This is a genomic window from Rhizobium sp. SU303 (assembly GCF_021052345.1).
GTDB classification, from domain to species: domain Bacteria; phylum Pseudomonadota; class Alphaproteobacteria; order Rhizobiales; family Rhizobiaceae; genus Rhizobium; species Rhizobium laguerreae.
The window spans coordinates 4434584-4447562 of the sequence record NZ_CP088095.1; the positions used below are offsets into that span (position 1 = coordinate 4434584).

The 12979-nt window shown below is 62.4% G+C and carries 9 protein-coding genes; 3 read left to right on the top strand and 6 right to left on the bottom strand.

All coding sequences use genetic code 11. The annotated features are described in order from the left end of the window. Positions 1-35: 35 nt before the first annotated feature. The 4 genes from RlegSU303_RS21865 to hglS form a co-directional block, all read right to left on the bottom strand. Complete coding sequence (locus tag RlegSU303_RS21865) at positions 36-1052, bottom strand: iron ABC transporter substrate-binding protein (protein ID WP_131720331.1); 1017 nt, start codon at positions 1050-1052, stop codon at positions 36-38. A gap of 211 nt (positions 1053-1263) precedes the next feature. Then, entirely contained in the window at positions 1264-2802 is a 1539-nt protein-coding gene (gene amaB / locus RlegSU303_RS21870) for an L-piperidine-6-carboxylate dehydrogenase (RefSeq protein ID WP_094087150.1), read from the bottom strand. Between the two features lie 25 nt (positions 2803-2827). Then, the gene (locus RlegSU303_RS21875) at positions 2828-4111 is read right to left on the bottom strand and encodes an NAD(P)/FAD-dependent oxidoreductase (protein ID WP_094087149.1); all 1284 of its coding nucleotides are present in this window, start codon (positions 4109-4111) and stop codon (positions 2828-2830) included. 69 nt (positions 4112-4180) lie between these two features. Then, a complete protein-coding gene (hglS, locus tag RlegSU303_RS21880; protein WP_168279261.1) occupies positions 4181-5611 on the bottom strand; it encodes a 2-oxoadipate dioxygenase/decarboxylase HglS in 1431 nt (476 codons plus the stop codon). A gap of 84 nt (positions 5612-5695) precedes the next feature. Here hglS and RlegSU303_RS21885 point away from each other — a divergent pair, with 84 nt between their 5' ends. The 3 genes from RlegSU303_RS21885 to RlegSU303_RS21895 all read left to right on the top strand — a co-directional run bounded on the left by RlegSU303_RS21885 (position 5696) and on the right by RlegSU303_RS21895 (position 8235). Next, entirely contained in the window at positions 5696-6604 is a 909-nt protein-coding gene (locus RlegSU303_RS21885; protein ID WP_168279263.1) for a LysR family transcriptional regulator, read from the top strand. A 68-nt stretch (positions 6605-6672) separates the two neighbouring features. Then, positions 6673-6909, top strand: a complete 237-nt coding sequence (locus RlegSU303_RS21890) for an Lrp/AsnC ligand binding domain-containing protein (RefSeq protein WP_003543721.1) — start codon at positions 6673-6675, stop codon at positions 6907-6909. A 147-nt stretch (positions 6910-7056) separates the two neighbouring features. After that, positions 7057-8235, top strand: a complete 1179-nt coding sequence (locus RlegSU303_RS21895) for a glycosyltransferase family 4 protein (RefSeq protein WP_168279265.1) — start codon at positions 7057-7059, stop codon at positions 8233-8235. A gap of 69 nt (positions 8236-8304) precedes the next feature. Here RlegSU303_RS21895 and RlegSU303_RS21900 read toward each other — a convergent pair whose 3' ends face one another. Together RlegSU303_RS21900 and RlegSU303_RS21905 are read right to left on the bottom strand one after the other, a co-directional pair. After that, a complete protein-coding gene (locus tag RlegSU303_RS21900; RefSeq protein ID WP_017962502.1) occupies positions 8305-11616 on the bottom strand; it encodes an oligosaccharide flippase family protein in 3312 nt (1103 codons plus the stop codon). Between the two features lie 184 nt (positions 11617-11800). After that, positions 11801-12979 carry a glycosyltransferase family 4 protein gene (locus tag RlegSU303_RS21905; RefSeq protein WP_094087144.1) on the bottom strand — a complete coding sequence of 393 codons (1179 nt, stop codon included), beginning with the start codon at positions 12977-12979 and terminating at the stop codon, positions 11801-11803.

Here is a 12979-nt window from a genome sequence, read left to right on the forward strand (position 1 = left end):
ATAGTTTTGGCCGCAGGACGCCTGCGGCAGAAAGGTTAGATCAAGCCGGCGGCCGTCATCAGCTCGACGACCTTCTTGCTGTCGAGGGTCGACGCTTCGACCTTCGGAGCATTGAGATCGGCAAGTGGAGTGAGCTTGTCGTTGGAAGGCGCATCCTTGCCGATGGCATATTCATAGGAATCGCCATCCTTGAGGACTGCCTGGCCAGCCTTGCTGGTGAGAAACTTCAGGAAAGCCTGCGCTTCCTTCATGTGCTGCGTGGACTTCAGGATGCCGCCGCCCGAAACGCTGACGAAAGCGCCCGGATCCTGGTTCTTGAAGTAGTGCAGGCCGACATTCTTGCTGTTCTCGCCTGTTTTGGCCTGATCGCCGAACCAATAATAGTGATAGATGATCGCGCCTTCGACTTCGCCTGAATTGACGGCCTTCATGGCGACGCTGTTGCCCTTGTAGGGCGTGGCGTTTTCCTTGAGAGCCTTGAGCCAGTCGGCCGTCGACTGCACGCCCTTGAGCTGCAGCAGGGCGGCGACGATGGCCTGGAAGTCGGCACCGGCAGGTGCTGCACCCCAGCGGCCCTTCCAGGCCGGATCTGCGAGGTCGATCATCGACTTCGGCAGCTTGTCTTCGGTGAGCTTCGTCTTGTCATAGGCAAAGACGGTGGTGCGGGCGGCAATGCCCGTCCACATGCCGTCAGCCGGGCGATACTGATCCGGAACCTGATCCAGCGTTTCCTTTTCGATGGGGGCGAAGAGGCCCGCACCATCGACCAGCGTCATTGCCGGCGAATTCTCGGTCAGGAAGATATCCGCGGGAGAGGCGTCGCCCTCCTGAATGATCTGGTTGGCGAATTGCATGTCGCTGCCCTGACGCATGGTGACCTTGATGCCGGTCTCCTTGGTGAAAGCAGCGATCCATTCGCGGCCCAGACTTTCGTGCTGGGCATTGTACACAACGAGACCTTCATCCTGCGCATTGGCGCTGCCTGCGAGCGCGGTGGCGGAGAGAAGCGAAGCGGCAAGCACGAGGGAAAAACGGTTAAGAGCAATGTTCATGATGGCCTCCATGGCGATGTCACCCGAGCTCTCCAAGGGCGATGAGAGCGTATATTTTTCCTGACTGCCGATTTCAAGTTTGGCTTGGTCGGAAAAGCCATCACAATATCTTGACTAAATATTTCATATTACAGGGGAATAAATCGCGATTGATCAAAAAAAGGCGACGCTCCGCGAGCGCCGCCCTCTTTTGCAGCCTTTTGCAGCCGGCTTATTCGACGTCGAACTTGACGCCCTGCGCAAGTGGCAGCGTTCTGCCGTAATTGATGGTGTTGGTGGAGCGGCGCATATAGGCCTTCCAGGCATCCGAGCCGGATTCGCGGCCGCCGCCGGTCTCCTTCTCGCCGCCAAAAGCGCCACCGATCTCGGCGCCCGATGGCCCGAGATTGACGTTGGCGATGCCGCAATCCGAACCGCGGGCGGAGACGAAGATTTCGGCCTCGCGCATGTCGTTGGTGAAGATCGATGACGACAGCCCCTGCGGCACAGCATTGTGCAGCGCCAGCACCTCGTCGAAATCGCTATACTTCATCACATAGAGGATCGGCGCGAAGGTCTCGTGCTCGACCGGGCCGGTCTGATCCGGCATTTCGACAAGCGCCGGGCGAACGTAGAAGGCCTCGGTCGAACCGGTTTCGACACGGTCGCCGCCGGTCACCGTGCCGCCGGCCGATTTCGCTTCACCAAGCGCTGCCTGCATGTTCTTAAAAGCCTGGCCGTCGATCAGCGGCCCTACAAGCGTGCCGGTCTCGAGCGGGTTGCCGATGGTGACCGAGCCGTAGGCCTTCTGCAGGCGCGGCACCAGCTGGTCGTAGACGCTCTCATGCACGAAGAGACGGCGCAGCGTCGTGCAGCGCTGGCCAGCCGTGCCCATGGCGGAGAAGGCGACGCCACGCAGCGTCAGGTCGAGATCGGCGCTCGGGCAGACGATCGCCGCATTGTTGCCGCCGAGTTCGAGAATGGCGCGGGCAAAACGCTGCGACAGGCGCGGACCGACGGCGCGGCCCATGGCTGTCGAGCCGGTGGCGGAAACCAGCGGGATCTTCGGATGATCGACCAGCACTTCGCCGACCTCGCGGCCGCCGATGATCAGCGTCGACAGATTGGCCGGTGCGGTACCGCCTTCGGCGACGAAACGCTTCAGCGCCTTTTCGAACAGCGCCTGCACGGCAAGCGCCGTCAACGGCGTCTTTTCCGAGGGCTTCCAGACGGTGGAATTGCCGCAGACCATCGCGAGCGCCGCATTCCACGACCAGACGGCAACCGGGAAATTGAAGGCGGAGATGATGCCGATCACGCCGAGCGGATGCCAGCTTTCCATCATCCGGTGCTCGGAGCGCTCGGTGGCGATCGTCAGACCGTAAAGCTGACGGGAAAGACCGACGGCGAAGTCGCAGATGTCAATCATCTCCTGCACTTCGCCCAGACCTTCCGAAGTGATCTTGCCAACCTCGATCGAAACGAGACGGCCGAGCGCCGTCTTTGCGGCGCGCAACTCCTCGCCGAGCAGGCGGACCAGTTCGCCGCGCTTCGGCGCCGGCACGGCACGCCATTCGAGGAAGGCCTGATGCGCCGCTTCGATTGCCGCCTTCGTCTCGGAAACGGAATGCTCCTTGAGTTTGCCGATTTCCTTGCCGGTGACCGGCGAGGTGACGGAAAGCGTGCCGCCGTGATAGCGGCTGGCATCGACGCCGAGTTCGGCAAGCAGCTTGGCGGTTTCGGTGGCGAGATCGAGGACGGCGATGGTCATTGTCGTGTTTCCAATCTTATTGTGCTTAGAAGCGGGCATCGGCGAAATGGGCGACCTGAGCGCCGGCTTCGTACCATATTTCCTTGAGTGCACGGAAGCTTGGCTCGGCGGGCGAAGTCAGCGGCAACGGCAGATCGGCTTCCGGAAGCCGGCCGAGGATATGCTCCGCCAGCGTACGGCCGAAGACCGTACCGGGGGCAATGCCGCGGCCATTGTAGCCCGAAAAGCCGACGACACCAGGTGCGAATTTGTGGAAGCGCGGCAGCGCATTGTCGGTCATGCCGATCTGGCCATACCATTCGCACTCGAATTCGACGTCGCCGATAACAGGGAAGAGCCGCTTCAATGCGCGTTTGGCCCAGCCCTTGTGAACGGCCAGTCCGGTATTGCGCAGCGCCCCGACACTGCCGAAAACGAGGCGGCCGGCCTGGTCCATGCGGAAGGAGGAGAGGATTTCCTTGGTATCCCATGCGCCTTCCCGCCCAGGCAGGATCGACTGGCGCAGATTGTGGCCGAGCGGCGCGGTGGCGAAATTGAAATAGGGCAGATGCACCTGCTCGCTGCGTACCTGCTCCCACGGGCCGGTACTGTAGGCATCCGTCGCGACGATGATCCACTCGGCGCTGACTTCGCCGCGTGCCGTCTTCACGGTCCAGCGGCTGCCATTGCGCTCCGTTGCGATGACCGGGCTCGATGTCTGAATAGCGACGCCCGCCTTGACGGCGGCATCGGCAAGGCCGCGCGCATAGGCAAGCGGCTGCAGTGTTCCGGCGCGTTTGTCGAGCAGCGAACCGGTATAGGCATCGCTGCCGATACGTTTTGCCGTTTCAGCCGCATCGAGCAGCGTCACGGCTGCGCCGCGAGCCGACCATTGCGCCGCGCGTGCCTCGATCTCCTTCAGCCCGTCCGCGCCGACTGCGCAATGCAGCGTGCCGTTGCGTTCGAGTTCGCAGGTAATCTGATGTTTGTCGATCAGCTCCATGACGAGCTTCGGCGCATTGCCGAGCAGATCGAGCAGTCGTTCGCCATGCACCGGGCCGAGCACGCCGGGCAGATCGTTCGGCATCACCCACATGCCGGCATTGATCAGCCCGACATTGCGCCCGGCACCGCCGAAGCCGATCTCTTTGGCCTCCAGCAACACCACCTTCGACCCGGCTTCGGCAAGATGCAGGGCGGAAGAGAGGCCGGTGTAACCGCCGCCGACGATGACGACATCGACCGACATCGCGCCGTCGAGAGGCGAGGTCGTCGGCGGTTCGGGCGCTGTCTTTTCCCAGAGGCCGTGGGAGCGCGGATCATTCAGCATGACTCAGTCCGATCAGAGCGAAATCGCGGGATACTCTAATGCACAAAAGAAAGTGTTGAACCTGCCATTTCACGCAACCGTCTTCAACGGCAGGCCCACAAGGCCGAGCGCCTCCAGCGCCGAATCCAGCGATGCCGCCTGGCGTTCGGCGTAGAGCGCCAGCTCGTCCTGGACGGCGGCGCCAAGTGCTGCCTCGAAGGCGTCGCGGTTCGAGCGGGTCGCGTAGTTCTGCTGCTGGTCGGTGCCGAGGTTCGACTGGAAGATGCCGGCCGCGCTGACGGGCAGGAAGTCTTCGTAGACGATCGGGGTGAAGGCGAGGTAACCCTTGGCGATCAGCGTCTCAGGATCGCCGGGCAGCGTGCTGCCGGCTGCAGCGGCAATGCCCGCAGGCGTCGCGGAATAGCGGAAGAAGGCCAGACCGTCGTTGCGCAACTCATCCCAGCTATCCGGCAGTGCCTTGAAACGCGCGGCGAGTTCGTCGTCGTAGACGCCGGCCTTGGCGCCGCCGGCGCCCACCTGCACCTCGCCGCGAACCGAGGCGAGCAGCTGATCGTAAAGCGCCCGGCCCTTCGCCGTCAGCGCCACGCCGCGCTGTTCGATCTCGCCGAAGCGGGCGGTATGCGTCCCTTGAACCGCACCGTCATCGTCGGAAAAGGCGATCGTTTCCTCCAGCGCCTTGAAACTCGTCTGTCGCAGCAGGATATCGCAATGGCGGCGTGGCGGCCCTTCGATGACAGCCTTCGGCGTGATGCCGCGTTCCGGCATGCGGGCCTGGACTGCGTCGATATCGAGCGTGCGCGGCGTCAGATGGTTGATATGCGGCCCCTTGAAGCTGACGACGTCGGCGATCAGCCGATGGGCGTCATGCAGCCGCTTGTAGGTGTCGGCGCTGACTGTCGCTTCGCCATGCCAGCGGAAGGTTTCAAGCGCCTCGGCGACGAATTCCGTCGCTTCTGCCTTGGTGAGGCCGCCGTTCTGCTCATGGCGCTCGATCAGCGTGACGGCGCGAGGCGTATAGATCCGCCGTTTCGCCAGAATGGCTTCGGCTTCGCCGCGCAACCCCTCGTCCTCGATCAGCTCCAATCGCAGCAGCGAGGTGAAGACCCGGAATGGATTAACGTTGAGCGCTGCCTCGTCGATTGGCCGGAAGCTGGTGGAATGAACCGGCACGCCGGCGACCGAAAGATCGTAATAGCCGACCGGCTGCATGCCCATGACAGCAAACAGCCGCCGAATGGTGAAGAGCTCATCGGCCGTACCGAGCCGGATGGCGCCGTGGCGCTCGACATCGATACGCTCCAGCTCGCCGGCTTGAGCCAGACGTTCGCGCAGATCGGGATCGTTTTCGAGGCAGCCGGCATTCACATCCGCCACCAGTTCGATCAGCGTGCCGTATTGCGGCACCTCCGCCCGGTACATCTGCGACATCGCCTCGGTGAACAGCGATCGGATGCGGTCTGGGGAAACGAAGGCTTGCGGCATTGGGAAACTCCGGCTCATTCCGTTTTTGTAGGATGAACCTCTTTACACGGGCGATAAAGCCGCAAATATCGTTATTTCGGAAATAGCCCATTCTGAAACGGAATGATCATGCTGACGTCTAGACGTTTTCTGCCGTCGATTTCGCATCTCGCCGCCTTCGAGGCGGTTGCCCGTACCGGCAGCGTGACGGCAGCGGCGCGCGAACTCGATCTGACGCAAAGCGCCGTCAGCCGCCAGGTAAGCGCGCTGGAGGAGCAGCTCGGCGTCGAGCTCTTCCTGCGGGAACGCCAGACCATGCGGCTGACGCTTGCCGGCGACGGATATGCCCGCGAGATTCGCGAGGCGCTGCGGCGGATATCGAGCGCCTCGCTGAACCTGCGCGCCAATCCGCATGGCGGCACGCTCAATCTCGCCATCCTGCCGACCTTCGGCACACGCTGGCTGGCGCCGCGCCTCGGGCGCTTTCTCGCCGCCAATGCCGGCGTGACCATTAATCTGGTGACCCGGCTTTCCCCCTTCGATTTCCGCCTCGATTCGATCGACGCCGCCATCCATTTCGGCCACCCGCACTGGCCGGGCGCCGAACTCGCGCTTCTGATGTCGGAGCGCACGGTGCCGGCCTGCAGTCCGGATTTTCTGAAGCAATATGCGATCTCAGGACCGGAGGATCTGCTCGCCGTTCCGCTGCTGCACCTGACGACGCGTCCTGACGCCTGGGAGCAATGGTTCGCCAGCAATGGCGTTTCTTTCGAAAGCGTGCACGGCATGCTCTTCGACCAGTTCGCTACCGCCGCGCAGGCCGCAATCGCCGGCCTCGGCGTTGCCCTGCTGCCGACATTCCTGATGCAGGAGGAGATCAGACGCGGCGATCTCGTCGCCGCTGTCGACCGTGAAATGGAAAGTCGCGAGCGCTATTATCTCGCCTTTCCGCCCGAGCGCGCCGATTATGCGCCGCTTGCCGCCTTTCGTGACTGGATCGTCGCAGAAGCCACCGCCAACCCGGCTGTGTGACGAACGGCTTGCATCGGCAGGGCGCTTTCGACCATTATGCGCCCCAAACAACTTTGCAGGAAATCTCCATGAAGCCGATCTTCGTCCAGCTCCAATGCGCACCCGGAAAGACCTATGATGTCGCCGACGCCATCTACCAGACCGAACTGGTCTCGGAGCTCTATTCGACCAGCGGCGACTACGATCTGCTGCTGAAGGTCTATATCGAGGAAGGCCAGGATATCGGCAAATTCATCAACGACAACATCGCCAATATTCCCGGCATCGTCCGCTCGCTGACGACGCTGACTTTCAAGGCGTTCTGAATTCCCGTCAGACACGGTTAACCCTTTTCGCGAAGAATCGCCCTCGCAGGACGTCGCCTAAACCGCGCTTTAACGCCGGACATATCTGGTCGTTGTTATCAAGGGCCTGCGTCAGAGCGGGCCGGCACGTGCAGCGTTAGGTGGAAAATGTCGATCGTCGAGGCAAATAGGGCGCGCGCAAAGCCGCAGTTGGAGACGGTCCCGCTGATCGTCCATGTCGTGCGCCAGTTCCTGCCCAATCGCGGCGGCCTGGAAGACGTGGTCGCCAATCTCGCCCGCCAGACCGTGCGCCGCGGCTATCGCGTACGCGTCGTCACGCTGGATTCGCTCTTCACCGCGCCTGAAGACAAGCTGCCGCTTCGCGAAGATATCGATGGCATCGAGGTGGTGCGCATTCCCTGGTCCGGCACCAGCCGCTATCCGCTGGCACCGCAGGTTTTCCGCCATCTCGCCGATGCCGATCTCGTGCATGTCCATGCCATCGACTTCTTCTTCGACGCGCTCGCCTGGGGCCGGCGGCTGCACGGCAAGCCGATGATCGTCACCACCCATGGCGGCTTCTTCCACACGCGGAAATACGCGACGATCAAGAAGATCTGGTTCCGGACATTGACCCGTGCTTCGGCGATGGCCTACCGCCGTGTCGTCTGCTGCAGCGCCTCCGACCTCAAGCAGTTTTCCGAGATCGTGCCCGACAGCCTGCTGATCGAAAACGGCGCCGATATCGGCAAATTCGCCGACACCGCTTCGCGCCGGGCAAAGCGCCGCATCGTCACGATCGGCCGGTTCTCGGTGAACAAGCGCATCGACCATCTGCTCGATGCGATGGCCGCGCTGAAGACCCGCGACCCGGAATGGCATCTCGACATCGTCGGCGCCGAATCCGACCTGGACCGGGCGGATGTCGAAGGCGCAATCGAAAGCCGCCATCTTTCCGGCCGCGTCACCCTGCATGTGTCGCCCGACAACGACACCATCCGGCGCGTCATCGCAGAAGCCTCGATTTTCGCCTCCGCCTCGGAATATGAAGGGTTCGGCCTGGTGGCGCTGGAGGCGATGAGCGCCGGTCTCCTGCCGGTGCTGAACGCCAACGATGCCTTTGCGACGCTTGCCGCCCGGCATCCCGCTCTCATGCTTGCCGATTTCACCAATTCTGAGACCGCCGCCACGGCGCTCGAAACGGCCTATGAACACCTTTGGCGCCAACCGGACACCGTTCGAACAGAGCTTCTCGACGCCGCCCGCGGCTATTCCTGGGATATCGTCGCCGGACGCTATATCGATCTCTACAGATCGCTTGATGTCGTCGCCGCGGAAAGCATCTGATCCCGTCTTCCTGCCGCATAAGCTACAGCATTGCGCGTGTGAAACGACGCGGCGCTGTAGCATCGCCGGTTATGCTTTCGCCAGACGGATGATCTCGTCGAGCACGAATTTACGCGATTGCGGCGGCGTCAGATTGTGATCGGCATCCGGCAGCATCAGCAGCCGCACGTTCGGATAGCGGGAAAGCCTGGCGCCGCGCGGTCCGAAGTGGAAATAGACGTGGTCGAGCCCGACATCGGCCTCGCTGTAGATCAGTGTCAGCGGTACCTTACGCTTACCGAACAGCGCGAATGAGTGCCGGACCTCGCGGGCGATATGGCGCCGGTCGGGAAGCAGCTCGAGCAGCGGCGCGATCCACGGCGACAGCCGGCGGCCGGCGGCGATGACGATGTTCTGCAGCGCCGCAACGACGTCGACCTGGCCGCGCAGCAGCCGCTTCAGCGTGTCGAGTCGCGCCAGGCGCTGGCTGTAATCATCAAGGCTACGCGGGACCGAGACGACATGCTCCCGGCGAACCGGCACGTCGGGATCCCAGTAATAGACGAACGGATTGATCGACACGACTGCCTTCAGCCGTTCGTCGGCGACGCCGGCGCGGAAGGCGACATAGCCGCCGCTGCATCGGCCGGCGACCATGACGGGACCGGCGACGACGTTTTCGAGTAGATCGAGCGCGGCGACAGCATCTGCGGTCTGCGTATCCGAATAAAGCACCTGTTCCGGCGCATCCGGCCGCGGCGGGCTGTCGCCGACATTGGCGGAATCAAAGCGCAGCGAAACGACGCCTTGGCGGGCAAGCTCGCGCGCCATATCAACCGTCGTGCGTCCCCAGCCGGCGTGCCGGTCATAGGCCGTCGACAGGAAGAGCACGGCATTGCCCTTGATCTCGCCGAGCGGCCGGCTGACGACGCCGACCAGATGGTTATGGCTTCCGAAACGGACCGGCGTTTCCTCAAAACCTTCGCCGGCAAGCGGCGGGTTGTCGATCGCTGCCGGCGAATGGGCGGCGGATGTTTCCGTCGTCGTCGCCTCCAGCCAAGCCGTCAGCAGCGCCACGACAGCCATCGGCGTCTTGGCAAACAGCGGATTGGTGGCGAGCTCGTCATAACCTTCGAAAGCCTTCTGCTCGACATCGGCGCCAAGCGCCTTCAGCGCATCGGCAAAACCGGTATCCTCGGCCTTGGCAGGACGTTCGAGGATCAGATAGCGGGGGGCTGCGATCCCCTGCGGCGAGGCGATGCTGAGCTTGCCGAGCTCGGCAGCGATCTCTTCGGGCATGACGAGCCCGGCGATCTGCACCTTGGCGGTCTGGACATGCTCCTTGCCGAGGCCGAGATCGGCATCGATGATCTTGGACCACATGTTGAGTTCGCGTAGATAGGCTCTGCCGCTCAGCACCGGCGCCAGCATGACGAGGCTGTCGACGCCGTCGATCGAGGAACCGACGCGATGGGCAAGGGTCGCGCCGAGGCCTTGGGCGATGAGGATGACGCGGTCGCAGCCGCTCAGTGATTTCAGCTCGGCGGCGGCCGCACGGATCGAGTTTTCCCAGGTTTCCAGCCTTGCCGGCAGCGCGGCGAAATCGAGCGCGTCACCGGTGCCGCGATAGTCGAAGCGCAGGCTCGCCACGCCGATATCGGAGAAATGCTCGGCCGCGACGCGGAAGAATTTCCGGCTGCACATCTCCTCGAAACCCCAGGGACTGACGAAGAGCACGGCGGCCGAACGTTTCTTGGCGAGAGGATTCTCAGGCATGAACAGCCCGATCGTGCCGTCGAAGACGACAGGCAGGGCGGCACTCCGTCCCGCGCCTTCTGCCGGCTCGAGCGAGAATTCACCAGGCGCGACCTTGGCGCGATCGGGATCGCCGGGAAGCCGCGGCGCGATGAAATTGATCGCATGGCCGACCGGCCGGCGCAGCAGGGACGGCATCTTCTCGAGAATGGAGCGCATGACTTCGACATCCTCGCCCGGCACGGCGCGCAGCACCCGCAGTGCTGCGAAATAGCAGAATGCGCCGACGATGATCGCGCCGACGAGGCCGAGCGGACCCTGGACGAATTCCAGGACGGAAATCGCGCCGCAAGCACAGAGCACGGAGGCGAGTGTCACCTTCGTCAGGCTCGCGTAGAGACCCGAAAGCTGGGATCCGAATCCTGTCTGTCTGATCATCATCACCGACATCGCAACGAATACGAAGATGCGCACGAGTGCGGCACCCTCGGCAGCAAGCCTAGGTATGATCAGTAAACAACCCGCTACCATCAGTAGGCCACCTATTACACTGATGTTCAGGCGAGAGCGGGCCCTGTCCATCGACAGCAGGTAGAGGCTGAGGATCTGCATGAAGGTATAGGCAGGAGCAACAAGCGCAAGCAGCGCCACCACCGTCCCGCTGCGGCGGAACGCTTCGCCGAACACCACAAGCACCAGTTCGCTGGAGATCGCGGCAAGCCCGAGGCTCATCGGCAGCACGATATAGGCCATGCTGCGGGTAACGGCGGTGAAGACCTCGACCGGCAATGTCGAATCGTCGCTGCTGTGCCGCCGCTCGGAATAATAGGGCAGCAGGCTGCCGGTCATCTGGATCGGCAGTTGCAGCGCGATATTCGCAATCGACAGGCCGACGGCATAATAGCCGACCATCTCTACCGACCAGAACTGCTGAAGGAACAGCAACTCGAGGCGGTTTAGGAAAATGGAATCGATGATGAACTGGATCGACAGGATGACGGAGGAGGAGGCGAGATATTTCAGCGAGACCCCGCACCAGTCGCGCCGCGCCAGAAGGATCGGCAGGGTGGCGAAAAACAGCACGAGCTGGCCGAGCGCATAACCGACGAGAACGCCCTCGACGCCGTAGAAAACGGCGCCGACGGCAACGCCGGCAAGCTGCACGATCGAGACGGCGACCGTCAGCTTAAAGAAGGCGCCCAGCTTCTTTTCGCCGATCAGGTAGAATTTGACGAAGGATCCGATCGCCTGGATGAAGAACAGCACCCCCGTGACTAGGGCGACGGATGGCGCGGTGTCGGCCCAGTGCATCTTTTCGGAAGTCAGGAAGAACAGCGCGTAGAGCGCCAGCAGCACGACGGTCGAGAACATCATGAAGCTGACGAGGATGGCGGCAAAACCCCGGCGGCGGCGCGCGTCGAAGCCTTCCGCCGAAAGTTGCGGCAAGGTCTTCAGCAGCGTGATGCTGGAGCCGAGCTCGGCGATCGAGGCGCCGGTCACCACCAGCCAGAGCGAGAAGGCGACGATGCCGTTGGCTTCCGGCCCGAGCAGCCGCGCGGTTATGATCGATGAAACAAAGCCCGTCAGAAGCAGCAGCATGCCTGCCGCTGCGTTCATCACCGAGTTTGCGATAATACCCTTCGACATCTGTCCATCCGTCAGGATCGGCCTAAAGCGCGTCGCGATCTTCAGATCGCTCCTCGCACTTTAGGTTTTTGTTTTTACGCATGTCGTTATCGCAAAACCGCTGCACACTTTTGCGCGACATGCTCTAAAGCCGCATACCCGCCATCTCTAATGCGAAAATGTTAAAATAAAGCGGAGTGACACCTTAGCTGGCCTGCATCGCCGCCAGCGTCTGAAGCGCCTTCTCGTAGCTGTTTTCCGCGAGGTAACGCAGCAGGAACTCTCGCGCCTTCTCGGCCTTCTCTCGTGCACGCTCGGGTGTGCGGAAGATATCTTGCAGGTGCGCGGCGGCTGCTTCTGGAGAGGGATCGGCCCAGACCGCGCCTTCGAGCCCGGCAAATTCGGGATGGGTATCGACCACCGGAATGAGGGGAGAGGCAACCGGCCAGCTGTTGTCGGGATCGCAGAAATCCACCGTGCCCGACCAGGCCGTGGAAATGACAGGCGTACGCTGCATGATCGCCTCGGCCACCGTCAGCCCGAAACCCTCGGAACGATGCAGTGAAAGATAGGCGTCTGAACAGCGGATGAGGCCATTAATATCGGAGTCCGACATCCTGTCGGTGACGATCCTGATCCGGGTATTACCCGCGACCGAGGCGACCAATTCGCGAAGGCCCTCGTCATTGTTGATGTCGCCACTGGCCTTCATCAACAGGAAGGCGCTGGGGCAATCGGCGGCAAATATCCTGAAGGCCTCGATGACGGCCTGCGGATTCTTCCGGTTGATCGAGGAGCCGGCGCTGAAGATGAAGCTGACGAGAAAGGCGTCTTCATCGATGCCGAATTTCTGACGCATGCCTTCCGTCGCCGGCTTCTCGGTGACAGGATGCGGAACGACGATGACCGGTGCCGCAGTGAGGGGCGCTATCGCCCGCCTCGTGAATTCCGACGGCACGAAGACGGCATTCATGTAATGCATCGCATTGCGCCACTCGGCCGGCACGACTTCGAGCTCCCAGGCGAAATAGCCGATGTTGAAGGCGCGGGTGAAATTGGCAACGCCCTTCTTCAGGATGGCGCGCGGCAGCATCGGCGGATTGAGATGCCAGATCCGGCTCCCCGCGGGTTCGGTGGAGAGATGTGACGGCATCCATCCGGCAAAGGAATTCTCGTCTGGATGCGTGCTGACGTCGGAGAGCGAAATCGCCCGCCCAGCCTCCGATAGAGCGCCGGCGCAGAGCCTTGCCGATTCGCCGACGCCGACCGCCATCGAGAGATAGCCGACGATTTCCACCGGCCTGCGCGGATTGAAGGCAAGACGCGACCGCGGGATCAGCCGCTGCAGGACATGGGCGCGCAGAAAGCGGTATATCGTTCTCAA

Coding starts and splice junctions, on each gene's coding strand:
- RlegSU303_RS21885 (WP_168279263.1), top strand. CDS start 5,696: ATGATCATGCTGACGTCTAGACGTTTTCTGCCGTCGATTTCGCATCTC.
- RlegSU303_RS21875 (WP_094087149.1), bottom strand. CDS start 4,111: ATGCTGAATGATCCGCGCTCCCACGGCCTCTGGGAAAAGACAGCGCCC.
- hglS (WP_168279261.1), bottom strand. CDS start 5,611: ATGAGCCGGAGTTTCCCAATGCCGCAAGCCTTCGTTTCCCCAGACCGC.
- RlegSU303_RS21865 (WP_131720331.1), bottom strand. CDS start 1,052: ATGAACATTGCTCTTAACCGTTTTTCCCTCGTGCTTGCCGCTTCGCTT.
- RlegSU303_RS21895 (WP_168279265.1), top strand. CDS start 7,057: ATGTCGATCGTCGAGGCAAATAGGGCGCGCGCAAAGCCGCAGTTGGAG.
- RlegSU303_RS21900 (WP_017962502.1), bottom strand. CDS start 11,616: ATGTCGAAGGGTATTATCGCAAACTCGGTGATGAACGCAGCGGCAGGC.
- amaB (WP_094087150.1), bottom strand. CDS start 2,802: ATGACCATCGCCGTCCTCGATCTCGCCACCGAAACCGCCAAGCTGCTT.
- RlegSU303_RS21890 (WP_003543721.1), top strand. CDS start 6,673: ATGAAGCCGATCTTCGTCCAGCTCCAATGCGCACCCGGAAAGACCTAT.